Source organism: Methylophilus sp. DMC18, from assembly GCF_056314005.1.
Window position 1 is genome coordinate 372,277 of record NZ_JBQUZE010000001.1, and the last position, 24,624, is coordinate 396,900.

General features: G+C 54.1%; 19 protein-coding genes. 9 read left to right on the forward strand and 10 right to left on the reverse strand.

The window, feature by feature from the left end; all coding sequences use genetic code 11:
- Window positions 1-8 precede the first annotated feature (8 nt).
- On the reverse strand, window positions 9-326 hold the full coding sequence (locus ACT53G_RS01705; RefSeq protein WP_476168526.1) for a metalloregulator ArsR/SmtB family transcription factor: 318 nt from the start codon (window positions 324-326) through the stop codon (window positions 9-11).
- Between the two features lie 363 nt (window positions 327-689).
- Between ACT53G_RS01705 and ACT53G_RS01710 the strand changes: the two genes are divergently transcribed.
- Together ACT53G_RS01710 and ACT53G_RS01715 are read left to right on the forward strand one after the other, a co-directional pair.
- A complete protein-coding gene (locus ACT53G_RS01710) occupies window positions 690-1,355 on the forward strand; it encodes a Crp/Fnr family transcriptional regulator (protein ID WP_194747094.1) in 666 nt (221 codons plus the stop codon).
- Window positions 1,356-1,484: 129 nt separating this feature from the next.
- On the forward strand, window positions 1,485-2,087 hold the full coding sequence (locus tag ACT53G_RS01715; protein ID WP_476168527.1) for a glycine zipper 2TM domain-containing protein: 603 nt from the start codon (window positions 1,485-1,487) through the stop codon (window positions 2,085-2,087).
- 46 nt (window positions 2,088-2,133) lie between these two features.
- Here ACT53G_RS01715 and ACT53G_RS01720 read toward each other — a convergent pair whose 3' ends face one another.
- From ACT53G_RS01720 to ACT53G_RS01730, 3 genes are all read right to left on the reverse strand, one after another.
- Window positions 2,134-2,679: a Smr/MutS family protein gene (locus ACT53G_RS01720; RefSeq protein ID WP_194747092.1), complete on the reverse strand. Its 546-nt coding sequence runs from the start codon at window positions 2,677-2,679 to the stop codon at window positions 2,134-2,136.
- Window positions 2,680-2,739: 60 nt separating this feature from the next.
- Complete coding sequence (gene trxB, locus ACT53G_RS01725) at window positions 2,740-3,690, reverse strand: thioredoxin-disulfide reductase (RefSeq protein WP_338657209.1); 951 nt, start codon at window positions 3,688-3,690, stop codon at window positions 2,740-2,742.
- A gap of 294 nt (window positions 3,691-3,984) precedes the next feature.
- On the reverse strand, window positions 3,985-4,449 hold the full coding sequence (locus ACT53G_RS01730; RefSeq protein WP_194747090.1) for a Dps family protein: 465 nt from the start codon (window positions 4,447-4,449) through the stop codon (window positions 3,985-3,987).
- Between the two features lie 109 nt (window positions 4,450-4,558).
- Here ACT53G_RS01730 and ACT53G_RS01735 point away from each other — a divergent pair, with 109 nt between their 5' ends.
- From ACT53G_RS01735 to ACT53G_RS01755, 5 genes are all read left to right on the forward strand, one after another.
- Window positions 4,559-6,874, forward strand: coding sequence for a DNA translocase FtsK (locus ACT53G_RS01735; protein WP_476168528.1), 2,316 nt, complete (start codon window positions 4,559-4,561; stop codon window positions 6,872-6,874).
- Window positions 6,867-7,490 (forward strand): outer membrane lipoprotein periplasmic chaperone LolA, encoded by a 624-nt coding sequence (lolA, locus tag ACT53G_RS01740; protein ID WP_275356893.1) that lies wholly within the window; start codon window positions 6,867-6,869, stop codon window positions 7,488-7,490. Before ACT53G_RS01735 ends, lolA begins: the two co-directional genes overlap by 8 nt.
- 24 nt (window positions 7,491-7,514) lie before the next feature.
- Window positions 7,515-8,840, forward strand: coding sequence for a replication-associated recombination protein A (locus ACT53G_RS01745; protein WP_476168529.1), 1,326 nt, complete (start codon window positions 7,515-7,517; stop codon window positions 8,838-8,840).
- Entirely contained in the window at window positions 8,840-10,111 is a 1,272-nt protein-coding gene (gene serS / locus ACT53G_RS01750) for a serine--tRNA ligase (protein ID WP_476168530.1), read from the forward strand. Before ACT53G_RS01745 ends, serS begins: the two co-directional genes overlap by 1 nt.
- 250 nt (window positions 10,112-10,361) lie before the next feature.
- Complete coding sequence (locus tag ACT53G_RS01755; protein WP_313984010.1) at window positions 10,362-10,637, forward strand: hypothetical protein; 276 nt, start codon at window positions 10,362-10,364, stop codon at window positions 10,635-10,637.
- A 13-nt stretch (window positions 10,638-10,650) separates the two neighbouring features.
- Here the strand turns inward: ACT53G_RS01755 and mltF are convergent, their stop codons facing one another.
- Both mltF and rpiA read right to left on the reverse strand, forming a co-directional pair.
- The gene (gene mltF, locus ACT53G_RS01760) at window positions 10,651-12,111 is read right to left on the reverse strand and encodes a membrane-bound lytic murein transglycosylase MltF (protein ID WP_476168531.1); all 1,461 of its coding nucleotides are present in this window, start codon (window positions 12,109-12,111) and stop codon (window positions 10,651-10,653) included.
- 32 nt (window positions 12,112-12,143) lie between these two features.
- Entirely contained in the window at window positions 12,144-12,815 is a 672-nt protein-coding gene (rpiA, locus tag ACT53G_RS01765) for a ribose-5-phosphate isomerase RpiA (RefSeq protein ID WP_476168532.1), read from the reverse strand.
- Window positions 12,816-12,972: 157 nt separating this feature from the next.
- On the opposite strand from rpiA, the gene mfd reads away from it, so the two are divergent.
- The gene (gene mfd, locus ACT53G_RS01770) at window positions 12,973-16,380 is read left to right on the forward strand and encodes a transcription-repair coupling factor (protein WP_476168533.1); all 3,408 of its coding nucleotides are present in this window, start codon (window positions 12,973-12,975) and stop codon (window positions 16,378-16,380) included.
- A complete protein-coding gene (locus ACT53G_RS01775; protein ID WP_313984021.1) occupies window positions 16,380-16,997 on the forward strand; it encodes a DedA family protein in 618 nt (205 codons plus the stop codon). The genes mfd and ACT53G_RS01775 overlap by 1 nt, the downstream gene beginning before the upstream one ends.
- 163 nt (window positions 16,998-17,160) lie before the next feature.
- Here the strand turns inward: ACT53G_RS01775 and ACT53G_RS01780 are convergent, their stop codons facing one another.
- The 4 genes from ACT53G_RS01780 to ACT53G_RS01795 form a co-directional block, all read right to left on the reverse strand.
- Window positions 17,161-17,403 (reverse strand): hypothetical protein, encoded by a 243-nt coding sequence (locus ACT53G_RS01780; RefSeq protein ID WP_476168534.1) that lies wholly within the window; start codon window positions 17,401-17,403, stop codon window positions 17,161-17,163.
- 164 nt (window positions 17,404-17,567) lie between these two features.
- Window positions 17,568-18,227, reverse strand: coding sequence for an NAD(P)H-dependent oxidoreductase (locus ACT53G_RS01785; RefSeq protein WP_476168535.1), 660 nt, complete (start codon window positions 18,225-18,227; stop codon window positions 17,568-17,570).
- A 10-nt stretch (window positions 18,228-18,237) separates the two neighbouring features.
- The gene (locus ACT53G_RS01790; protein WP_476168764.1) at window positions 18,238-21,636 is read right to left on the reverse strand and encodes a UvrD-helicase domain-containing protein; all 3,399 of its coding nucleotides are present in this window, start codon (window positions 21,634-21,636) and stop codon (window positions 18,238-18,240) included.
- The gene (locus tag ACT53G_RS01795) at window positions 21,636-24,377 is read right to left on the reverse strand and encodes a PD-(D/E)XK nuclease family protein (RefSeq protein WP_476168536.1); all 2,742 of its coding nucleotides are present in this window, start codon (window positions 24,375-24,377) and stop codon (window positions 21,636-21,638) included. Before ACT53G_RS01795 ends, ACT53G_RS01790 begins: the two co-directional genes overlap by 1 nt.
- Between the last annotated feature and the right edge of the window lie 247 nt (window positions 24,378-24,624).

A 24,624-nucleotide genomic window follows, 5' to 3' on the forward strand; every position in this document is an offset into this window, starting at 1 on the left:
CCGCCGGTTTATTTGCAAAACTCGTGGTGTAACACCTGGATCACCGCAAGCGCGGCGGGGCTGCCTATACGGTAAAACACGTTTTTACCTTCGCGGCGGGTGGTCACCAGCTGCGCTTCGCGCAACACGGTTAACTGTTGTGACAAGCTGGGTTGCCTGAGATTCAGGCAGGCCTCTAATTCACTGACGGATTTTTCGCCCTGTGACAGTTGGCACAACAGCATCAAGCGGTCTGTATTGGCCATGGCCTTCATTAACTGACTGGCTTGATCGGCCGAGGTCCTTAGCTGATCAAACAGATCCACCGCAATTTCTGAAGTTTGCATATTACCCCTTGCATAATCATTTATATTTTTATTTTCTTTGTACGTTGAAATTCAATCATAAACCTGTTGTCACAGATTGTGTACGCTTTAACACTTATCTGGGCATGACTTTTTGTGTGTTGCGGATGGTGGACTGACGGGGTGCGTTATCAACTTATTCCAATTTGTATATTTTTTGGGCAAGCTTGCGGTCAATCATATGACGATGACCCTCGACCTCTACCAAGTTGCCATCGCACGTTCACATGCCAAATCCATCTGAAACAGGGATGCAAATCAAACTGTGATAAAGTGCAGTACATAAAAAAAGTGGCTGTCATGCAGGTATGACAAGCAAAAAAATGAACGAATGGGGATATTGGGATGATGCAATCATTAGGATGGATCAGTCTGTTTCCAGAACTGGAAGCATTGGAAGACTCTGCAAAAAAACTGGTTTCGCAGTATGCGCGCATTGTAGAGGCGCCGGTTGGTGCGATAGGCTATCGCGAAGGTGATCATTGCGGTGGCTATGTGCTGCGTTTAAAAGGGCGCTCGCGCGTTTATAAAATGTCAGCCAGCGGGCGTGAAATCGTGCTTTATCGCGTGGGTGCCGGTGAAACCTGTGTGATCACGACGACTTGCCTGTTAGGTAACAGCCAATATCCGGCCTCTACCGTGGTTGAAGATGACATTCAGGATGTGATTATCCCGGAAGCCATTTTTCATAAACTCATGATTGATTCGCCGGTGTTCAGGCAATACGTCATGCAGAACTACGGCGCACTGATCAGCGACCTTATTGTGTTGCTGGATGAAGTCGCTTTTCAGACGCTGGATGCACGCCTGGCCAAGTGGCTATTGGACATGGGCAATAACACCATACAGCGCACCCATCAGCAGATCGCTGACGAATTGGGCACCGCACGTGAAGTCATCAGCCGCCAGCTTAAGCGCCTGGAACAAAAAGGCTGGTTGACCATGGGACGCGGCGTGATTGAAATCCAGCAACGCGGCGAGTTGCTCAAGCTGGCCAATAGCAATCAATAACCTGCTTGTATCCACGCTGATACAAAATTTCGCTCACGGCATGCGGTCTGTGCGTCATCGCACTGAACAGCCTGCACGTTATCAATCTCAACTGCCACATGCAGTGTGAATGTTGAGAGGAGAAACAACGTGCGTAAAACTATCGCAATCAGTGCCTGGATATTGCTGGCCAGCCAGGCTGCATTTGCCGATGCCGAATATATAGACCGGGCGCGGGTGCTGTCTGTGGCGCCCCAGGTGCAACAAGTCAATCAGCCACGTCAGGAGTGCCGCACTGAATACATCAATGAAAGTGTTTATCAGGCGCCAGCGCGATCTAACACCGGCGCCATTATTGGTGGCGTGGCAGGTGGTTTGCTGGGCAGCACCATAGGCCGGGGTGGTGGCCGTGTGGCAGCGGCCGCTGTTGGTGCCGGGGTAGGCGCCATTGTCGGTGACCGTGTGGACAACCAGAATCCCTATGGCAATGAACGTGTTGTCACCCGCCCCGTGCAGCAATGTGTGATGGTGGACCAGTGGCAAACCGTGACCACGGGCTATCTGGTAAATTATGAATATCAGGGCCGCCAATACGCTACCATGATGGACCGCGATCCCGGCCCAACGCTGGAAGTGGCTGTGATGGTGAGGCCAAATGTCGCACAGGTACAGCCGATGCCAGCACCAGTCTACCGTCCAGCCGCCATGAGAGGACATGGTCCGCGCCACCATCCATCTCCACAATATTGGTAAGTTTTTGATTGAGGCTCATGACGCGTTGCCAGAGATGGCAGCGCGTTTATGCTTTGAGCAAGACGATCACGGCCCCGCTGCCGCCATCATTGGCCCGAGCCTGGGCATAGGCAATCACTTCGTCTTTTTGCATGAGCCAGTTGCGTAATTTGTGTTTAAGCACAGGCTCTTTATTGCGCGAGCCCAGGCCTTTGCCATGCACGATGCGTACACAACGCAGCCCACGTTTTTTACAGCCGGCAATAAATTCGGAGACGGTGACCCTGGCCTCATCACTGATCAGGCCATGCAAGTCGATATGCGCTTGCACCACCCAATGACCACGGCGCAGTTTGCTTAACACCATCGGCGATTGGCCTTCGCGTAAATACAATAACTCTTCGCCGCTTTCGAGTTCGTAGGCAGGGATGTAGTGATCGCTGAGCGAATCGATCAGTGCCTGTTTTTCATCGCGGATCAGTTGGCGCGGAATCGGTTTGGGTTTTTTTGGCGCATGGGAAACTCGGTTGGTTTTGACCGGACGTGCGCCTTTGACTGCTTCGTAAAACAGTGACACATCATTTTCATCGTTGTCCGGGTGTTCTTGTGACATAACCCGATTTTAAAATAAAAAAGCGCACCGGGGTGCGCTTCTTCACGATTGCTGCTGGATTTATTCCAGACTGGTCAGATAGCGCTCGGCATCTAGCGCAGCCATACAACCGGTGCCGGCACTGGTGACTGCCTGGCGGTAAATATGGTCTTGCACATCGCCCGCAGCAAATACACCGGGGATGCTGGTGGCTGTGAAATTGCCTTGTCGGCCTGCCTGGGTGACGATATAACCGCCCTCCATCTCCAGCTGGCCTTCAAAGATTTGCGTATTCGGCTGGTGACCAATGGCAATAAACACGCCTTTGAGGGTAATGTCCTTGGTGGTGCCAGAATTGACGTCTTTCAGACGCATGCCCGTCACGCCCGTGTTGTCACCGAGCACTTCGTCCAGCGTCTGGAAGGTTTCCAGCACCACTTTGCCTTCTTTCACGCGCTCCATCAGCTTATCCACCAGAATGGCTTCGGCCTTGAATTTGTCACGGCGGTGGACCAGGGTAACCTTGCTGGCAATGTTTGCCAGATAAAGCGTTTCTTCTACAGCGGTGTTGCCGCCACCCACTACGGCGACCTCCTGGTTGCGGTAGAAGAAGCCGTCACAGGTGGCACAGGCAGACACGCCCTTGCCAGCAAACGCTTCTTCGCTGGGCAGGCCCAGGTATTTGGCAGAAGCGCCTGTAGCAATAATTAGCGCATCGCAGGTGTACTCGCCACTGTCGCCCACCAAACGAATAGGTTTTTCTGTGAGATGGGTGGTATGAATGTGGTCAAAAATCATCTCGGTGTTAAAGCGCTCGGCATGTTGCTGAAAGCGCGCCATCAGTTCCGGACCCATGACGCCGTTGGCATCTGCAGGCCAGTTATCGACTTCGGTGGTGGTCATGAGCTGGCCGCCTTGGGCGAGACCAGTGATTAAAACCGGGTTAAGGTTGGCGCGAGCCGCATAGACGGCTGCCGTATACCCGGCAGGGCCGGAGCCAAGAATCATTAAACGGGCGTGTTTAGTTGCCATGGTGAAAATTCCATTCAGGAAGGTTATTTTTATTCAGATGGGGATGACCATGGGTTTTTAAATGGTCATCTTCCAGTCAAGTGATCAATATATAAAGGTTTTTTCAGCAAGCTTCTTAGCATCCAAGCAGTTTTTTGGCTTAGGCCGCTTTGCTTAACATCTGCTACGCCGAGTGAGCCTACAACGAAAGACTGCATCCGTAGCTTATTTTTCTAATAAGCTACGTAACATCCATTCAGTTTTTTAGTTCCGACATCACCAGCAGGTTAGCCTACACTGAAAGACTGCTCGGAATTATTTTTCCAACAAGCTTCTTAGCATCCAAGCAGTCTTTTCATGCACCTGCAGGCGTTGAGTCAGCAAGTCAGCCGTGGCTTCATCAGAGGCTTTCTCGGCTGCCGGGAACACGCTACGTGCTGTGCGGCAAACCGCTTCGTGACCAGCCACCAGTTCGCTGATCATATCGTTGGCTTTAGGCACGTCCACGGTTTCTTCAATGGAAGTCAACTTGGAGAATTGTGCGTAAGTGCCTGGCGCATACACGCCCAGTGAACGGATACGCTCAGCCACCAGGTCTACGGCCAATGCGAGCTCGGTGTATTGTGTTTCAAACATCAAATGCAAGGTATTGAACATCGGGCCAGTGACGTTCCAATGAAAATAGTGCGTTTTGAGATATAACGTGTAAGTGTCTGCCAGCAGCTTGGACAAGCCTTGCGCAATTTCCTGGCGGTTTTCATTGTTAATTCCGATATCCATGAGCTCTCCTTGTGAGTGATTAGGGTATTTTAGAACCTCGTTCCCCTGTCTGCAATTTGATTTTGCTATAATCATTTAAGTTCACTCTTGCAGAGAAAGAGACAACATATTGTTTTTTAATAAGAAAAAAGCCGCTAATGTCCGTCTGGAAAAAGTCTCGACGGAAAAACAGCTGCGCGACGCCAAGCTTATCCGTGAAGTTGCCTGGATTGCGCTGGCGGCACTCGGTGTTTTTTTGGCGGTGATTTTACTGACTTACTCGCATGAAGATCCAGGCTGGACGCACGCGGTGGGGGAGAGTGACCGTATTCACAATGCAGGTGGCACGGTAGGCGCCTGGATGGCCGATATTTTTCTGTCTCTGTTTGGATTTTCTTCCTGGTGGTTTGTGGTGTTGGCTTTTTTTGTGGTGTGGCTCATGTATCAGCGGCTGCACCAGAATGCGGCTGAAAAGCAGGATTGGTGGCTCAATGCCGTCGGCTTTGCCTTGATGCTGCTTGCCTCTGCAGCCCTGGAGTCTGGGCATCTGGTGAGTTTACCTGCTGATTTTCCACTCAAGCAGGGTGGGGTGATTGGTAGCGGCATCGACCATCTCCTGCGCAATATGTTTGGTTTTGCCGGATCGACCATGTTGTTGCTGGTGTTATTTGCTACGGCCTTTAGCCTGTTTACCGGCTGGTCGCTGATCACCATGAGCGAACGGCTCGGTGAATGGGTCATTCAGTTTTACCAATGGAGCGTATTGAAATACCAGGACTGGCAAGACCGTCAAGTCGGCCGCCAGGTGTTGCAGGCGCGTGAAGAGTTTGTCGAGGCGGAACGCAAGCGTATTGAAGACCGCAAGCCGGTGGAGATTACTGTGCCCGAGGTTGCCATCGCGCCAAGCGAGCGCGTGGCCAAAGAGAAACAGGCGGTGTTGTTTGAGGCCATAGAGCAGGAAGGCCTGCCACCGTTGCATTTGCTGGATGCGCCTAACCAGTCGGTGGAATTGCAATCGGCAGAAACTCTGGACTTCACCTCGCGCCTGATTGAGCGCAAGCTGATGGATTTTGGCATCGAGGTTAAGGTGGTCACTGCGCAGCCTGGTCCGGTGATTACGCGCTATGAGCTGGATCCGGCACCTGGTGTCAAAGGCAGCCAGATCACTAACCTGTCTAAAGATTTGGCGCGTGCCTTGTCCGTGATCAGCGTGCGGGTGGTCGAGACGATTCCTGGCAAAAGCTATATGGGGCTGGAAATTCCTAACCCCAAACGCCAGATCGTGTCACTCACCGAGATTATGGGTAGCCAGGCTTATGCCGATTTAAATTCGCCGCTCGCGATTGCCATGGGTAAAGACATTGCCGGCAAGCCGATTGTGGCCGACCTGGCGAAAATGCCGCATGTGCTGGTAGCGGGGACCACCGGTTCTGGTAAGTCGGTGGCGATTAATGCGCTGATTTTGAGTTTGTTGTACAAAGCGGAAGCCAGCCGCGTGCGCATGATCCTGATTGACCCGAAAATGCTGGAATTGTCTGTGTATGAGGGTATTCCGCATTTGTTGGCGCCGGTGGTGACCGATATGCGCCAGGCCGCCAATGCTCTCAACTGGTGTGTGGCCGAGATGGAGCGTCGCTATAAACTGATGTCTACGCTGGGTGTGCGTAACCTGGCTGGCTATAACCAGAAAGTTGTCGATGCGAAAAAACAGGGTACTTCGATCCCGCATCCATTTAGTTTGACACCGGACGAGCCGGAGCCACTCGATGAAATGCCGTTGATCGTCGTTGTGATTGATGAGCTGGCTGACTTGATGATGGTGGTAGGCAAAAAGGTAGAAGAACTGATTGCACGCTTGGCGCAAAAAGCCCGTGCCTCAGGCATTCATCTGGTGTTGGCCACGCAACGCCCTTCGGTAGATGTGATTACCGGCCTGATTAAAGCCAACGTACCCACACGCGTGGCATTCCAGGTCTCGAGCAAGATAGACTCGCGTACCATTCTCGACCAAATGGGCGCCGAAACTTTGCTCGGCCAGGGGGATATGCTGTATCTGCCGCCCGGTAGCGGCTACCCGCAACGGATTCACGGTGCATTCGTCAGTGATGGCGAAGTGCATAACGTGGTTAACTTCCTCAAGGCGCAAGGCGAACCAAACTACATTGAAGGCATTCTCACCAATGAGACCGAAGGCGGCGACCTGGATAGCCTGGGTGGTGGTGAGGCCAGTGCGGGTGGCGAAAAAGACCCGCTGTATGATGAAGCAGTGGCGATTGTGCTCAAAACACGCCGCGCCTCTATCTCATCGGTGCAGCGTCAATTGCGCATAGGCTACAACCGCGCTGCCCGCCTGATCGAAGATATGGAACGTGCCGGACTGGTCTCTGCCATGCAAAGCAATGGCAACCGTGAGGTATTAGTGAAAGCCGGAGGAGACCATGAATAAAGTATTTACCCGAGTGCTGCTGGCGTTATGTAGCGTATGTCTCATTTCAACAGCATTTGCCGATGGCATCGATGATTTAAAGCAGTTCTATCAGAGCACGCACGCCATGCGCGCTAACTTCAAGCAGACCGTGTTTGACCAAAAAGGTCGCAAGCTGCAAGAAGTCAACGGCACCATGCTATTGCAGCGGCCCAACAAATTCCGCTGGGATTATCAAAAGCCTTACGAGCAGCAAATCATTAGCGATGGCCGACAGGTGTTTTTGTTTGATGTCGACTTGCAGCAAGTCACGCTGCGTACGGTAGATAAAGTATTAGGCACCAGTCCCGCGGCTTTGCTGGCAGGTGGTCCTAATGTCGAAGAGAGCTTCCGTCTCACGCGTTTGCTCGATTTTGAGGGCTTGCAACGCGTACAGGCCAAGCCAATTCAAAAAGACAGTGGTTTTCAGGTGGTGATCATTTCCTTCAGCCAGGGCAAGCTGGCTGAAATGCGGCTGGTGGATGCGTTTGGTCAAAGCACGCATATCGTGTTTTCAAACGTGGAAGTGAACCCCAACCTCAACGCCAACCAGTTTCTGTTTACTGTGCCCAAAGGGGTGGATGTCGTTGGCGAGTAGCCAGTAGACCGCGCCAGAATCATCATGTCATCCCTGTTTGAACCGCAAACTCCCTCTAGTATTCCACTTGCTGAGCAGCTACGACCAAAAACATTGTCTGAAGTGGTCGGGCAAACCCACCTGCTCGGTGAGGGCAAGCCGTTGCGACGCGCATTTGAATCCGGCAAGTTGCCTTCGATGATTTTATGGGGCCCGCCAGGGGTGGGTAAAACCACACTGGCGCGCCTGATTGCGCAAACCGCCGATACCGAATTTGTGCCGCTCTCTGCCGTGCTATCCGGCATTAAAGATATCCGCGAAGCTGTTGAGCGTGCAGAACTCACCTTGCAACAAACGGGTCGCAATACTATCCTGTTTGTCGATGAGGTTCACCGCTTTAACAAAGGGCAGCAGGATGCGTTTTTGCCTTACGTCGAAAGTGGCCTGATCACCTTTATTGGTGCCACCACCGAAAACCCCTCATTTGAAGTCAATAGCGCGTTGCTGAGCCGGGCGCAGGTGTTTGTACTCAATGCACTTAATGAAGACGAGCTGGCGCAATTACTTGAGCGTGCGCGCTTAAAAGTCGCACCTGCTGTTGCCCTGGATGAGACGGTGCAAGAACAGGTGCTCGCCTATGCCGATGGTGACGCCAGACGCCTGCTTAATTTTGCTGAAGGCCTGTTTAACGGCGCCATTGCAGCCAAAGTCGATCGCATAGATGAATCCTTTTTGCAGTCCACCATGGCCAGCAAGCTGCGCCGCTTTGATAAAGGCGGCGAAGCCTTCTACGACCAGATTTCTGCACTGCACAAATCCGTGCGCGGCTCCAATCCGGATGCCGCCTTGTACTGGCTCATGCGCATGCTCGATGGCGGCGCTGAACCACTGTATCTGGCCCGTCGCATTATCCGCATGGCTTGGGAAGACATTGGATTGGCTGATCCACGCGCCATGCAGATTGCGAATGATGCCGCTTTGACGTTTGAGCGCTTGGGCAGCCCAGAAGGCGAACTGGCCCTGGCGCAAGCTGTGATTTACCTGGCCGTAGCAGCTAAAAGTAATGCGGGCTATATGGCCTACAATCAGGCCAAGGCGTTTGTGGCGCAAGACAAGTCCCGCAACGTGCCCTTGCATTTGAGAAATGCGCCCACCAAACTCATGAAAGCGCTCGACTATGGCAAAGAATACCGCTATGCGCACAATGAACCTGGTGCTTACGCCGCAGGCGAACAATACTTCCCTGATGACATGGATCCGCCACAATTTTACCAGCCCACACCGCGTGGATTGGAAGGTAAAATAAGCGAGAAACTCAATCAACTTAAAGACCTTGATCAGCAATACTTAAAAAGCAAAGCGAAAAAATAATGTTAGACATTCAACAGCTTAGAAATGATTTGGATAACGTGGTTGCCCGTCTGGCGGCACGGAAATTTGTATTCCCCGCAGAAGAGTTTAAAGCGCTCGAGGCCCACCGTAAAACCATTCAGACCAATACCGAAAACCTGCAGGCCAAACGCAATGCAGCCTCCAAGCAAATCGGCATCGCCAAATCCAAAGGCGAAGATGCCAGTGCCATTCTGGCCGAGGTGGCTGGTTTGGGCGATGCGCTGAAAGCGGCCGAGGCACAACTCAATGAAGTGCAAGCGAGCATGCTGGCGCTTATGCAAAACGTGCCTAACCTGCCGCATGAGAGCGTGCCGGTCGGGCAGGATGAAACCCAAAACGTCGAAGTGCGTCGTTGGGGCACGCCACGCCAGTTTGACTTCGCCGTCAAAGACCACGCTGATGTCGGTGCGGCATTAGGGCTGGATTTTGATACCGGGGCAAAACTCTCAGGCGCGCGTTTCACCTTTATGAAGGGCCAGATAGCCAAACTGCACCGCGCGATTGCCCAGTTTATGCTGGACACCCAGACCGAGAAACATGGCTATACCGAGTGCTATACGCCGTATATGGTCAACCGCGAGACCTTAGTGGGTACCGGCCAATTACCCAAGTTTGAAGAGGATTTGTTCTCTACCGCCCACAATGACAGCAAGCTCTACCTGATCCCGACTTCAGAAGTTACGCTGACCAACACGGTGCGTGATGAAATCGTCGCCATGGATAGCCTGCCGATCAAGCTGACCGCGCATACCCCATGCTTCCGATCAGAGGCCGGGTCTTATGGTAAAGATACCAAAGGCATGATCCGCCAACACCAGTTCGATAAAGTCGAGATGGTGCAGATTGTGCATCCTGACACCAGCTATCAGGCACTGGAAGAAATGGTCGGTCATGCCGAGGCGATTTTGCAGGCACTCGAACTGCCATACCGTGTTGTCTCGCTTTGCACCGGCGATATGGGCTTTGGCGCCGCTAAAACCTACGACCTCGAAGTCTGGTTGCCCGCTCAGAATACCTACCGTGAAATTTCATCTGTTTCCAACTGCGAAGCCTTCCAGGCGCGCCGTTTGCAGGCCCGTTTCCGTAATGCCAATGGCAAACCTGAGTTGTTGCATACCTTGAATGGTTCTGGTCTGGCCGTCGGCCGTACGCTTGTAGCCGTGCTGGAGAATAACCAGAACGCTGATGGCACGGTGAATATTCCTAAAGCATTACAACCCTATATGGGCGGAAAGACCCTGCTTAGTTAATAGATTCAATCGCTGTTTTTAAAATGCCTTGGTTGATAGCCAAGGCATTTTTGTTTCTAACTAGTATGTGTGACATGGCATCAATTGTTGCGATCAAGACTCAGAAAATTGTACTTATTATCAGAAACTGCATGTCACAAAAATTTCATGCAACTTTACTTAACTCCTAAGCACATACGTATATGTCATTCACAGAAAAATGACATTGGTATGACAAATCTATGAAATTTGTTAAACAGGAGCTGAGATCATGAAAACATCACTACGTTTTATCCCTTTAGCATTGTTCATTTTTTGCGCCAGCGTGCAATCTACCCCGTTTGACGCAGGCAATGGTAAACAAGGTTTTAAATTGACTTGCAGTGAATTCAATAGCAGTTTAGAAGAGTGCAAAACCAAGGCCAAAGACCTATGCGCCAGTGATTTCAAGTTGGTGGAACATCATGTGCTCGATCACCCAGATGCGGGGGATGGTTTTTATATGCCAACAGAACACCATTTGGTGGTTGAGTGCAACAAAACTTAATGGTTTGAATTTTTTATGATGCCCTGGCTAACAACCAGGGCATTTTTATGTCTGCAATTTTGTATGGGTCTACGCCAGGATCGTAAGGCGGAAAGTATTTTTGCATGATCTGGTAATAGCTTCTGACCAGCTCGGTATAGATCACGGGCGCGCCGCAGCTGCAGTAGCCATGTTTGGCGTTAACGTAGTGGGTGGGGTCATTGAGCAGTTGGTAGCCGCGTTTGACGTCTGCCCAACTATCGGGATTGAGGCCCAGACGCTGGGCAATGATACGGGCATCTTCGAGGTGGCCGACGCCGTTGTTATAGGCGGCCAGGGTCATAAAGGTACGGTCAGGTTCAGGGATGCGTGCGGGAATGCGGTCTTTCATCCATAGAAAAAACTTGGCGCCTGCCATCACGCTTTGCTTGGGGTCTAGCCGGTCGGTGACGTTCATCATGTTGGAGGTTTGTTCGGTGAGCATCATGAGCCCGCGTACATTGGTGGGCGAGGTGCTGTAATTATCCCAGTGAGATTCCTGGTAGCTGAGCGCGGCCAGCAGTCGCCAGTCGATGTCGGTGATTTCCTGAGCGTTTTTAAACAGGCGGACATACCTGGGCAGCAAGGTTTGCGACTTGGTGAGGAAGGTAACCACATCAACCGGTTTTAAACGTTTGGTATGGCCGTGATAGCGGTCAACCAAGTTGCGTAGTACGCCATTTTTTTCGATCTGCTTGAAAAAAGCCTGTACTTGTTTGAGCCGCGGTTCGCCATGCAGTTTGTTTAGCGCCCAGGCGATTTTGTCGGCCTGGCCCAGCATCATGCCAGCATCCAGCTGCGGATAGTTATATTGCAAGATCGCCAGCAGGTGATTGTCTGCCACGGTAAAGTCGATCTCATTGCGTGCCACCGCTTCAATCAGTTGCTCTGAGCTCATTTTGTCGGATTCTTTCCAGGTCAGGCCCGGATACTTGGCCTGCAGCTCGCGCATGCGTTCAACAAAACTGGTGCTTTTGGGCAGCACAATGCGTTTATTCAAAAGCGCATTGGCATGAGTCGGCTCACTGTTTTTGTCGCGGTTAAACACCACCATGGACTGCACCTGGTTAAACGCCGGTCCAAACAGCACTTGGCGTTTACGCGCAGGGGTGATGCTGATGTCGGCGGCGGCAATGTCGGCGTCGCCTTTGAGCAGGGTAGGGAACACTTTGGAAAAGCTGTCTACCACCACGAATTCGAGTTTATACGGCGGCCCCAAAAACTCGACAAAGCGTTTGGCCAGGTCATATTCCAGTCCGGCGTAATTGTTCTGGCTGTCGATAAAGTAGGTGCTGGGGCTATTGATCGTGACAAAGCGAATGGTGTAAGGATCCGGCTTGGGTTTGGCGCGTGTGGCTGGCTTGGTATCACTATTATCGCTACACGCACTGAGCCCCAGGCAGAGCAGGGCCGTTAACCATGCGGCGCGAACCAAATGGGCAGAGAGAAAACGCATGAGCCAGCAAAGCGGCAGTGAAATGCCGCCAGTTAAACCCGTGTTGCGATCTGACCCTGATCTGCAATCAGGATGGTTGTGGCTAGTTTGGCAAAAATACCATGCTCAACCACGCCGGGGATATTGTTCAGTGCTGCGTTGAGGCTATGCGCATCCAGGCCAGCCTCAAAGCGCATATCCAGCACCAGACTGCCGTGGCTGGTCATGCACAAGCCGTCTTTGGCCACATTTGGCCGTAATTCTCCGGTGCCGCCGATGGCTTCAATGCTGTGCTTGGCCGCTTGCCAGGCAAAAGGCATCACTTCAATCGGGATAGGATAGTTCTGGCCAATATGAGTCACCAGCTTGCTCTTATCTGCCACCACAATAAACTGTTTGGCCGCCTTGGCCAGCAGTTTTTCCATGACCAGATCATAGCCTCGGCCTTTGAGCAGCGTGTTGTCGGGCGTGATTTCATCTGCACCGTCCACATAAAGGTCGATCTGGCTGAGCTGTTGCAGGCCCAGCACGGTCAAGCCAACGCTTTGCGCCTTGATCATGCTGATGGTGGAGCTGGCAACCGTGGTCACCCGCAGGCCTTGCTGCTGGCGTTGCGCCAGCGCTTCAATAAAGTAATTGGCGGTAGATCCTGTGCCCAGGCCTACGATCATCTCGTCTTTGACGTAGCTGGCAGCTTCCAGCGCGACGGCTTGTTTGTCATTCATCTTTATCATCTCCGTGCTGGGGTCATACATTTTATTCGCTCGGGCGTCTTAGGTGTCATTCCATGACAGCCGATCGACGCTTGCAGTTATAATAGCAAACTCGGCAGATTCGCCAACAAATACTCATCTAACCTGAGCAATAAGAGTCTAATTTTTTATGGCAGTTTCACTCCCCGTGATCGGGCATCCGCAGCGCTTTTCTTTTCAAAGTCAGGGCCTGGATAGCCAGGCATTAGCCGAGCTGGCTTGTGGTTTAAAAGCAACAAACACGCCTCTGGTCGTTTTAACGGCGAGTGCGTTTGAAGCGCAACGGCTGATGGACGAAATCCCGTTTTTTGGCAAAGAGATTGCCATACATTTGCTGCCAGACTGGGAAACCCTGCCTTATGACGTGTTTTCCCCGCATCCAGACTTGATTTCTGAGCGCCTGGCAACCTTGTATCAACTGAGCCAGAACCAGAGCAATGTGGTGATTGTGCCCATGGCGACCGCATTATTGCGCCTGCCGCCGGTGGCTTACCTGGCAGCGCACTCGTTTATGCTCAAAAAAGGCCAACGGCTGGATGTGGAGGCCTTGCGCAACCAGTGTGCGCAGGCGGGTTACCACCACGTGAGCCAGGTGATGGCGCCTGGCGAGTTCAGCGTACGCGGCGGACTGGTGGATTTGTTCCCCATGGGCAGCGCCTTTCCCTACCGCATAGACCTGTTTGATGACGAAATCGAAACCATACGCACGTTTGATATCGACACCCAGCGTAGCGTCTATCCGGTGCCCGAAATTCGCATGCTGCCTGCGCGCGAGTTTCCCATGGATGAAGCGGCGATCACGCGTTTCCGCAGCCAGTTTCGCGAGTACTTTGAGGGCGACCCGCAACGCGCCAAAATCTATAAAGATGTGAGTAAAGGCACGCCCAGCGGCGGGGTCGAATGGTATTTGCCGCTGTTTTTTGAGCAGACAGCCACACTATTTGATTATTTGCCCGCGCAAACCGTCCTTTGCCTGCATGGGGACCTGGACAAGGCCGCACAAACATTCTGGGCCGATGCCAGTACGCGTTACCGCCTGATGGCGCATGATGCGGAAAAACCCATCTTGCGCCCGGAAACATTGCTGCAAAAAGCCGATGAATTTTTTAAGCGCACGCATGACTTCGCGCTGGTCACTCAGCAAATTGCCCAACAAACCGTTTTACCGCCTGTCGATGTAGATCGACGTGCCGAGCAGCCCTTGCACAAACTGCAAGCCTTTATCCAGCAATTTGACGGTCGGGTAATGATTGCCGCAGAAAGCCTGGGCCGGCGCGAGACCATTGCGCAACTGTTCAGCGATCATGGCCTGAGTTTTTCACTGGCTGAAGACTGGGCCGGCTTTGCACAATCCAACTTCCCGGTCATGCTCGGCGTGGCGCCCTTGCATCAGGGCATGATGGACAAGGACGTGCGCGAGGGCGCGTTGGCGGTGGTCACCGAGGCCGAGCTGTATGCCAGCACCGTGCGCCAGCAGCGCCGCCGCAATCAGGAGAAAGCGCGCAATGCCGAAGGCATGCTCAAAGACTTGTCCGAACTGCGGCTGGATGACCCGGTGGTGCATGAGCAGCACGGGGTGGGGCGTTACAAGGGCCTGGTCAATATCGATTTTGGCGAGGGCGAGACTGAGCTGTTGCTGATTGAGTATTTTGGCGAAGACAAACTGTATGTGCCGGTGTCGCAACTGTTTCTGATTTCACGTTATTCCGGTGGGCCGCCCGAGAGTGCACCATTGCACAGACTAGGTAGCGGCCAGTGGGAAAAAGCCAAGAAAAAAGCCCTCAAACAGATTCGCGATACCGCCGCCGAGTTGCTTAACCTATATGCGCAACGCGCTGCGCGCAAAGGCCATGCCTTTACCTTGGGCCTGCATGATTACGAGGCCTTTTGTGAAGGCTTTCCGTTTGAAGAAACGCCAGACCAGCTCGATGCTATCGAAGCCGTCATCAAAGACATGCAATCTGGCCGCCCCATGGACCGCCTGGTGTGCGGTGATGTTGGCTTTGGCAAAACAGAAGTGGCGCTGCGTGCCGCTTTTGTTGCCGTGATGGGTGGCCGCCAGGTGGCGGTGCTGGTGCCGACCACCTTGCTGGCCGAGCAGCATTACCAGAACTTTGTCGACCGCTTTGCCGAGTGGCCAATCAAGGTTGCCGAAATTTCCCGGTTCCGCACCGCTAAAGAGCAGGCCGAAGCCATCAAGGGACTGGCCGATGGCAGCATAGACATCATTATTGGCACGCACCGGCTGATTCAGAAAGACGTCAAATTCAAGAACCTGGGTTTAGCGATTCTGGATGAAGAGCACCGTTTTGGCGTGCGACAAAAAGAACAGATGAAAGCACTACGTGCCGAGGTGGATGTGCTGACGCTGACCGCCACGCCGATTCCGCGTACCTTGAGCATGGCCATGGAGGGCTTGCGTGAGTTCTCAGTGATTTCGACCCCGCCGCAAAAACGGTTGGCGATTAAAACCTTTCATACGCCTTATTCGGACGGCATTATCCGCGAGGCGGTCATGCGTGAGTTCAAGCGTGGCGGCCAGGTGTATTTCCTGCATAACGAGGTGGATACCATCTATGTCATGAAGGAAAAGCTGGAGAAAATCGTGCCCGAAGCCCGTATCGTCATCGGTCATGGCCAGTTACGCGAGCGCGAGCTGGAGCACGTGATGCGCGACTTTTACCAGCAACGCGCCAACCTGTTGCTGTGTACTACCATTGTCGAAACAGGTATCGACGTGCCCACCGCCAACACCATGATCATCAACAAGGCCGATATGTTTGGCCTGGCGCAATTGCACCAGTTACGTGGCCGCGTGGGTCGTAGCCACCATCAGGCTTACACCTATCTGCTGACCGATCCGCACCGTAATATCACGCCGCAGGCGCAAAAACGGTTAGACGCGATTCAGCTGCTGGAAGACCTGGGGGCAGGCTTTCACCTCGCCATGCATGACCTTGAAATCCGCGGCGCCGGTGAGTTGCTGGGCGATAGCCAGAGTGGTGAAATGCAGGAAATCGGCTTTAACTTGTATTCCGATATGCTGAATCATGCCGTTAAACAGCTCAAGGCCGGCAAAGAGCCTGATCTTGATGCGCCACTGGGGGTGACCACCGAAATCAATCTGCATACCCCGGCCTTGTTGCCCAACAATTATTGTCCTGACGTGCACGAGCGGCTGGTGATTTATAAACGCCTGGCCAACTGCGAAGACGACGACGCGCTGGACGCCATGCAGGAAGAGCTGATCGACCGTTTTGGCCTGTTGCCTGAGCCCGGCGAGGCGCTGATTGCCTGCCACCGTTTGCGCATCGCCGCCAAAGCCTTGGGCATTATTAAAATCGATGCCTCTGACGCAGCCATTCAGTTGCAGTTTAATGTCAAAGCCGATCTCGATCCGCTCAAGCTGATCAATCTGCTGCAACGCGACAAGCGCTGCCGCATGAACGGGCCGGATAAATTACGTGTCACGGTGCAGCTTGGTAACCTCAATCACCGTGTAGAATTAGTGAAAACCCTTTTGAAGGAATTTATGTAATGTTAGAAAAATTAGTGGCTGCCGTGGCGGGCTGGATTATTGCCGTGATTGCCAGCATGGGCTATGGCGGCATTGTGTTGTTGATGGCGATTGAATCCGCCTGTATTCCTTTGCCTTCTGAAATCATTATGCCGTTTGCCGGGTTCCTGGTCAGCAAGGGCGATTTAACGCTATGGGGTATTGCGCTGGCAGGGGCGGTAGGCTGTGTAGTCGGTTCGATTCCAGCGTATTACCTCGGTATGTACGGCGGCCGTCCTCTGGTGGAGAAATTCGGCAAATATGTGCTGATCAGCAAAAAAGACCTCGACATGGCGGACCGCTGGTTTGCCAATCACGGCGAAATCATTATTTTTATTGCCCGCCTGTTGCCTGCTGTGCGCACGTTTATTGCATTCCCGGCCGGGGTGGCGCGCATGAACATGACGCGGTTTGTGGCTTACACCTTTGTCGGCTCACTGATCTGGTGCTGGGTGCTGGGGTATGTGGGCATGAAAGCAGGCGAGCATTGGGAGGATTTGAAAGTGTATTTCCATGAATCCCACTACGTGATTGCCGCGCTGGGATTGATCTTTGTTGCCTGGTACGTGCGCAGACACTTCAAAAACGAGGCGGCGTAATCCGTCAGTTTGAGTGAGTATCTAAAGCTGGCTTCGGTTCATCAGAATCTGATGCCAAAAAATAAAAAAGGCCATTCATTGGCCTTCTTTATTTGCGCTACATCGGTCAACCACATTAGATATCAGCTAGTGCCTAGCAACCGTTTGCGGCACTTGCGCAGGGTTATGCAAGCATGGTTTCCGCATCTGAACTGTCAGCCTGGTCATCATCCTTAGCAGCCATTCTGTTTATGGGGCTATTGGAAGATACTTCTGTCGAAGCATCCAACGCGAACGAGTATGTAGCAACGTCATGCTTGAGGGCAACCCCCTGCGATAACGCCTCATCATCTGCAATTGCATGGGCAGCAACACTTGCCAACATGAACACACTGCAAGCGAGCATATTTTTAAATACAGATTTCATCCATCACCCCTTTATTTATTTTGAAATCAGACTGTAGCAAAGGGTGGCAAGTCATTTAAATAGCCCTTTGAGGCCAATGCTTGAAGCGTCGCCGTGCGTGAACGATCAAGGGGCTATGTCACTGCGTACTGTTCAGTAGGGGTATCCGAACGCTCTAAGTAAGCTCACTTCCAGGTGACTATCTGCGCCATGGCCCGGCGTGTTTTTGCTTTGGGTGCATGTTTGCGGTAACCAAAGGCGACCATATAGGCCAGTCCATATTCTTGCAGGTTTACGCCAAACTGCTCTGCCAGCAAGGTCTCGGTTTCTTGTTGTTTAAAGCCTTCAATCGGGCAGCTGTCTATGCCACGCATGGCAGCGACGGTCATCATGTTGGCCAGCGCGATGTAGCATTGCTTGCTGGCCCAGTCGAACAGTTTGCGCTCGTCGGTGAGGCCAAAGTCAGACTGCTGAAACTGTTTGTAAAAGCCCAGGCGCATGTTGGCGATGTCATCTGGATGGTGCTGCACTTCACGCATGAATTGCGGCAGGTAAGGGCTGTCTGCGTCCAGAAAGGGGGATTTCATGGCCAGACACAAGACAAAGTGGCTGGCGGTATCCAGCTTGAGCGGCGCCCCCCAGGCATGCTGCTTCAGGCTTTCGCGCAGGGTTTTATCTTGCACCACAATAAAATGCCAGGGCTCAAAGCCGAATGAGCTGGGTGAGAGGCGGGCGGCTTCGAGAATCAATTCAAACTCTTCTGCAGGAATCTGTTCGCTGGCATCAAATTCTTTACAGGCATGGCGGAATTGAAATGCATCGAGAATCGCTTGTGTATTTATCATCATCTGTCCTTCAAAGAATCTCCACAGGCACGAGTTTGCCTGCGCTTAAAAATAAAATAGCCGTTTTCACCGGCAAGCCTTCGGCCGCAAACAACTGGGCATAGGCGGCTAATTGCGGCTTGAACGTGGCCGCCAGACTGCGTAACTCGTCACTTGCTTTGACGGGGGCCGATTTGTAATCGACAATCCAGCGTACACCCTCGGCAACAAAAGTACGGTCTATGACTTTTTTATTGGCGGCAAGTTGCTCAATCGCCAGCTCAGAGGCTGCTTGCGGATAGTCAGCGAGCACCCAGCGGCCATCCGCTGATTGCAGCGTGGTGGTGAGCAGCGTCGCCACTTGCTTGCTGGCTGGCACGGCCTCCGCTTCAGCATAACCTTGTTGCGAAAACCAGCGTTGCATGGCTGTCAGCAATGATTGGCAACCCGTGCTGGTGTGGGCTTGCCAGGCGGCCAGGCCTTGCTCGGCGATCAGTTGCAGGTAAAGGTGGGCGAGGGTGCCGATATCGGCCTCCAGGCTGCTGACGGTGCTGTCTGCGGGGGGCGTGGCATCATAAGCGCGCGCGAGATCGGTGCTGGGTTGCAAGAGGGCGGGACTGGTGGCTTGCGGCAAGCGGATCAGCTTGGGCACAAACTGCCGGATATCGGCCTGCTGGCTTTGTTGCGGGTAACGGACCACGATATCTTGTTCGCGATTGAAATGCGTACTCACGGCTGGCCACAGCAGCTGTAAAAACGTATTTTTACGGGGTTGTGGGTCACCATTTTTATCCGGTTTGGCAATGCCAAGCAGATGCAACTGGCGCTCGGCGCGCGTGGCGGCGACATACAGCACGCGGGCGTCTTCATAGGCCGCACGGGTTTTGTCGAGGTCATTCAGGTAATCGTAGGGCGTGACACCGGAGTGCTGCCGCTTGAGGGCTGTGGGTACAAAGGGTGCCGCGACCAGTGCGACGTCACCATCGGCCGTCGTGACTTCTTCCCAAATCACCAGTTTGGCGTCATCGGGTGGGTTGCTGCCATCCAGGCCCGGCAGAATGACCGTGTCAAACTCCAGACCCTTGGATTTGTGGATGGTCATGAATTGCAAGCGGTCATCGGCTTTGGCATCGGGGGCGGCATACAGTTTTTTCACATCTTCGGCCAGGCTTTGCGGGCTGAACTGGCCGTGTTGCTCGAGCGCGGCAATACGGGCAAAAAACGCCTGCACATCTTGCACATCGTTTTCGTTCCATAAGCAGTGTGCGCCGCCCAGCCGCAACCAGGTGTTGTGCACCCAGCGGCTGGTGGCGGTGCGGGACCGCCATTGCAAGGCCGTTTGCATGACCTCACGCACATGGCGGGCGCGGGCCTGGCCATCTGCACTCAGGCGTGCCATCACTTGTTCGTCTTCGAGCAGACTCATGACGCTGCGTTGCCCGTCCTGGCCGATCAAGGCATGCAGGTCGGCCAGCGTCAGCCCGCACCAGGGTGCGCGCAGCAAGGCCAGCCAATGCACACGGTCAGCCCGCTGGTGCAGGGCGTAGGTCAGCGTCAGCAGGTCTTGCACAATCTGGCGGTTTGCCAGCTCTTCAATCTCCACCGCCTGAAAGCTCAACTCGGCATGGTTGCGCCGCATCTCGGTGACCAGCGCATGCAAGTGCTTGCGTGCACGCACCAGCACGGCAATGGTGGCATCTGGCTGTTCGGCGCGTGTCTGCTGGATAATGCGGATAATCTGTTCGGCTTCGAGTCGGCGCAGATCTGCCGGTTCTTCCTCTTCATGTTCGCTGACTGGTTGGATCAGCGGATGCACAAACACCCCCTCGCCAGCCAGGGACGGGCGCGTGGCGACAAAAGGCCGGTAAGCAATCGCGCCTTGCTGCGGGGCATCCTCAGACGGCAGCATGCCTTTAAAGGTCTGGTTGATCCACTCGACCACGGCCGGGCACGAGCGGTTATTACGCCACAATTTGAGCGGGGTCAGCGCGATGTCGCCGATGCCGAATTCGGCTGCATTCAAAAACAGGCCGACATTGGCTTTGCGAAAGCGGTAAATCGACTGCATTGGATCGCCCACGGTAAACAGGGTACGGCCATCGCCCGCTTGCCAGCCGCGCGTCAGCGCCTTGAGCAGGTCGATCTGCATCGGGCTGGTATCCTGAAACTCATCGACCAGCAGATGCTGTATGCGGTAGTCCAGCCGCATAGCCAGCTCGCTCGCTTCGCCGCCTTCTACCAGCGCTTGCAAGGCGCGCTGGGCGATCTCGACAAAATCGACTTCGTTTTGTGACTGAAAGTGCAGCCAGAGCTGGGCCGCCGCAATATTCAACAGCTGGCTCAAGTCTGCAATCAGCGCTTGGTCACGTGCGTTGGGGTCTGGCAGCATGCGGATGCGCGCCAGGCTGGTTTCTGCGCGGCGATCTTGTGCCAGGCCGTCCAGAATCTCGGTCAAGGCCTCCTTGTAAGGCTTGGCTTCGTCGGTGGCGGGCAGGCCCATGTTTTTATCAAGCCGTTTGCGCAGGCCGCCCGTGCCGGTCAATAACAACTCGGCCAGCGCGCGCCAGTTCGGCAAATCGGCGAGGCGAGGTTGCAAAGCCACTTGCCAATCGCTTAGCTGAGCGATGGCGTGCGTGTCTGGGAGTTGACTGCAGGCATAGCGCGCAATCGGCATCAGCGCCTGTTGCAAACGGGCGGGCAGATGCTGGTGAATCTGCGCCAGCTCACCTTCAATTAAATGCACCAGTGCCATTTGCCCAGACAGTGTGTGCCCGGTCTGGCTGTGATGCAGCCATTGTTCGCGTTTGGCCAGCATGGACATGAGCAGGGCTTCCAGCCTGGCCTGGTCATTATCCATATAGCGCAACACTCGCCGCACCGGTTCGCCCAGCACAGGCTCATCCATGCTTTGCAGCGCCAGCCCAGCGGCTTCGCGGTAATAAGGCCAGGCATCTTCTGTCACCGCCGGTTGCGTGCCAAAGCGGCTCAGCAACGGCATTTGCCGTGCCAGGTTGGCACATAACGAGTCTATGGTGTAAATCCGCAAGCGGGCCGGACTTTGCAGCAATTGCCAGTTGAGGGCGGTCGAACGCTGCAAGGCTTGCTGGCCAAGTGCAAATGTGATTTTCTTGTGCGCGGCTTCGGGCGCCACGCCACTGGCCGCCAGCAACAGGCTATCCAGAATCCTTACGCGCATCTCCGAAGCGGCCTTGTTGGTAAAGGTGATGGCGATAATTTCTTCGGGGGCTTGTACGGTTTGCAGCAACTTGAGAAAACGCTGGGTCAGTAACTCGGTTTTGCCCGCGCCCGCCGGGGCCTCGACAATAAAGGACTCCAGCGCCAGCGCGCGTTCACGGTTGGCGGCATCCAGTGCCAGCGCCTCTGACAAAACGGTCTCTGCTGTCATCGTTGGTGGTGTTTTTGAGTGCATCATGCGGCACCTTTTGATTGCAAGTGCTCAAACTGCAATTGCCGCTCTGGCAATCTGAGCAAAGGCAACACATCGCAATAATCCAGATCCTGCTCCGCCTCAAATAGTACTGCCGCCTCGCCCGCCTTGAGGGCTTGCGCGGTCAGCGTGATTTGCGTCCGCCAGTGCTGCAGAATCGACGGCCAGTCTGGGAATTCTGTCGGGTCAAACAATTTGTTTTTTTCGTGATTAAACGCTTTGACGCCGGGCACAATATCTTCTTCGGCGGCGATGCCGGCAAAGCCACCATCCGTCAGCCGCAGCTTGCCAAAGCAGACCGCCGCAATCTCGGCGTCTTGCAAAATAAAGGCGGCATAAATGGGCAGTTGTGGTTCGGTGATTTTATCGCTGGCCCAATTTTTAGTGTCTGGCATGCTGCCGGTTTTGTAATCAATCACCACCAGGCGGCCATCTGCCAGCGTATCCACGCGGTCTATCACCAGTTTGACCTGGATGCCTTCAATCAGCGGCTTAAAGGTTTTTTCAACCAGTGACACGGTAAACGGTTGCATGCGCTCGCGTTCGACTTGCAGCAGCCAGGTCAGGGCGAGTTTGCTCAGGCGCTCGGCTTCGAGCTGGCAAAACACCTCTGTAAACGGCTGCGAAAACTCGGTATTGAATTCGGCCATGACTTGTGCGGCAAGGGCGTCCAGCTGACTTTTCAATTCCTCTTCAGCACAGCTTTGCCAGTCCTCGCGCGGTTGTTGCCAAAATGCCGCCATCACGCGGTGGATGAGGTCGCCGCGCTGCATGACATCCAGCCCGTTATGCGGTGTCTCCAGTTTGCGGGCTTTAAGCCGGTATTGGTAAAACGCCCACGCCGGGCAAATCGCCTGCGCACGCAGCAGGCCGGTGCCGCCGCTCACATGTTCGCCTTCTTGCACGGGCGGGGCCTGGTGGTCGTCCAGCCATTGCCAGTGCTCGGGCTGGCTGGTGGCCAGGGTTTCCGCCAGCGTGGCGACCCCGGCACTGGCAGCGACTTCGGCAATGTCTTGAATCAGCGGGCTCATGCGCAACAGGCGGTCACCTTCTTTTTGCGCATAAGAAAAAATGACCTGGTGCGCCGTGCCTAGCAGGCGCTGGTGAATTTGGCTGGCAAAGGCGATTTGCACCTCGCTGCTGGCATTGGGCGTGCCTGCCTGCCGTTGCAGCTCGGCCGGGATCAAGGCATTGGTGCGCGACAGCGGGGGCCACACATGGTCGTTCATGCCCATCACCCAAACCCCGTCCAGCGGCTGGGCACTGGCTTCCAGCATGCCCATGACGGCGAGGTTGGGCTGGCGCACGGTTTGCGGTTGAAAAATCTGTGCCTGACATAATTGTGTCAGACGCTGGATGGCGGTAATGGCCGGGATGGGGCCCAGCCAGGCATCCAGTGCACCGAGTTGCGCAATGACCTTGTAAAACGATTGCTGGCACTGGTACTCATGGCTGGACAGGCTGCGCTCGCCTGGCCAATGGCTGGCAGTGAGCAATGCCGACAGGCTCTTGGCCCAGGCTGAAGGCAGTTGTTTGGCTGGCAGCTGTCTGGCCGTGGTCAGCAAGGCGTTGAGGTCTTGTAATAGCGCCGGACTATGAATTGCATGCTCATCTTGCTGCTTGCGGGTAATAAACCGCGCAAAGGTCGTGGCCTTGACTTGCAAGGGCAACTGGCGGCGCATTTCGGTGTCCAGCGCGGCGCGCGCATCGGCTTCAAACAGGGCTTGTGACCAATACACATCCGCCAGCAGCGCCGACAGCTCGGTTTGTGCCAGCGGCGTATGTTGAAAAGCCAGTTGCAACAAGGTTAAGGCGGTATTCACCAGCGGCCAGCGCGTTAACGGCGTGCCCAGCGAAAACTCATAACAGCGGGGGATTTCAGCATGCGCAGGATGCAAGGCCTCAGGGTGAAATGTGTCATCCAGCAGATTGGCCAGTGTGTCGCGCACGGCTTCCAGGTCTGGCACCACGATAGCCAGCCTGGCCTGTTTGTGGGTGCTGAGTGTCTGCTTGGCCCAATGCACGGCAGCGCGCATTTCGTCCAGGTTCTCAGCAAAGGCCATGCGCTGCACCTGCTGCGCGGTGATGCGATGTTCAAAGGGCTCTACGGTCACACCTGCGGCTTGCAAACGGTCGATCAGACGTTGCAAATGCGGATTGATGCGGTCAAACCCGGCCAGGGCAATGCGCTCGGGCAACTGTAGCAAGCCCTGTTGCAGTTGCGCCAATTGCCAGGCTTGGTAACGCACGCCCTCAAGATAGCCACTTTGCTTGCACAGCATCTGAAATTGCAGGCGCCACTGCATGAACTGGCGGGTTTCCTCACTGGCTGCGTCCATATCCAGGCTGATATTCCACTCAATCAGGTAGCGGTTCGCCTCCATCGCCGCGCTGGCGAGGCCGTTAGTGTTCAATAAATCGAGGTGGTCATACTGGCGCAGACAATGCTGAATCGCTTGCTCCCACAGCAGCGCCTCTTGCGTGGAGGAGAGCATGCCCGCCGGGGCATTCGCCACGGCAATGCGGCCACATAAAATGGCTTGTTCAGTGAGCTGGTACAGCCAGTCTTGCAGCGGAAACACCTGCGGTGCCTGCCATTGCAACAGCCCTTGCTGCTGGTAGCTGGACGATAACCATTGCCGGATACCTTGCGCCAGACGGGCGGAGGCGCAGAGGATGGTCGCCGCTGGCGTGGGTGAAGGAGGGAGAGAAGCGCTAGGCATGTTCAGCAAAGTGTCATTAACCAACAGGTCATTTTATAAGATAATGTCCTTTTCGGGCACCTCTAATCAATCAACTTGCGTCGCGATATTGCGTTGCGCATAAAAAATTTTTCCTCCCATATCAACGATATGCGGCGACTGAATTTTTTAATCGCGCCATTTTTTAATCGAGCTTAGTCTGGCTTGGCAATTTGAATGATGAGAGCTGCCCTTTCGTCCGCGTTTTTGCCATATTAAGGATCACGCT

Coding starts and splice junctions, on each gene's coding strand:
- ACT53G_RS01730 (WP_194747090.1), bottom strand. CDS start 4,449: ATGGATATCGGAATTAACAATGAAAACCGCCAGGAAATTGCGCAAGGC.
- ACT53G_RS01775 (WP_313984021.1), top strand. CDS start 16,380: ATGTTAGAAAAATTAGTGGCTGCCGTGGCGGGCTGGATTATTGCCGTG.
- mfd (WP_476168533.1), top strand. CDS start 12,973: ATGGCAGTTTCACTCCCCGTGATCGGGCATCCGCAGCGCTTTTCTTTT.
- ACT53G_RS01720 (WP_194747092.1), bottom strand. CDS start 2,679: ATGTCACAAGAACACCCGGACAACGATGAAAATGATGTGTCACTGTTT.
- ACT53G_RS01780 (WP_476168534.1), bottom strand. CDS start 17,403: ATGAAATCTGTATTTAAAAATATGCTCGCTTGCAGTGTGTTCATGTTG.
- ACT53G_RS01705 (WP_476168526.1), bottom strand. CDS start 326: ATGCAAACTTCAGAAATTGCGGTGGATCTGTTTGATCAGCTAAGGACC.
- ACT53G_RS01745 (WP_476168529.1), top strand. CDS start 7,515: ATGTCATCCCTGTTTGAACCGCAAACTCCCTCTAGTATTCCACTTGCT.
- ACT53G_RS01790 (WP_476168764.1), bottom strand. CDS start 21,636: ATGCACTCAAAAACACCACCAACGATGACAGCAGAGACCGTTTTGTCA.
- ACT53G_RS01710 (WP_194747094.1), top strand. CDS start 690: ATGATGCAATCATTAGGATGGATCAGTCTGTTTCCAGAACTGGAAGCA.
- ACT53G_RS01785 (WP_476168535.1), bottom strand. CDS start 18,227: ATGATAAATACACAAGCGATTCTCGATGCATTTCAATTCCGCCATGCC.
- rpiA (WP_476168532.1), bottom strand. CDS start 12,815: ATGAATGACAAACAAGCCGTCGCGCTGGAAGCTGCCAGCTACGTCAAA.
- trxB (WP_338657209.1), bottom strand. CDS start 3,690: ATGGCAACTAAACACGCCCGTTTAATGATTCTTGGCTCCGGCCCTGCC.
- lolA (WP_275356893.1), top strand. CDS start 6,867: ATGAATAAAGTATTTACCCGAGTGCTGCTGGCGTTATGTAGCGTATGT.
- serS (WP_476168530.1), top strand. CDS start 8,840: ATGTTAGACATTCAACAGCTTAGAAATGATTTGGATAACGTGGTTGCC.
- ACT53G_RS01755 (WP_313984010.1), top strand. CDS start 10,362: ATGAAAACATCACTACGTTTTATCCCTTTAGCATTGTTCATTTTTTGC.
- ACT53G_RS01795 (WP_476168536.1), bottom strand. CDS start 24,377: ATGCCTAGCGCTTCTCTCCCTCCTTCACCCACGCCAGCGGCGACCATC.
- mltF (WP_476168531.1), bottom strand. CDS start 12,111: ATGCGTTTTCTCTCTGCCCATTTGGTTCGCGCCGCATGGTTAACGGCC.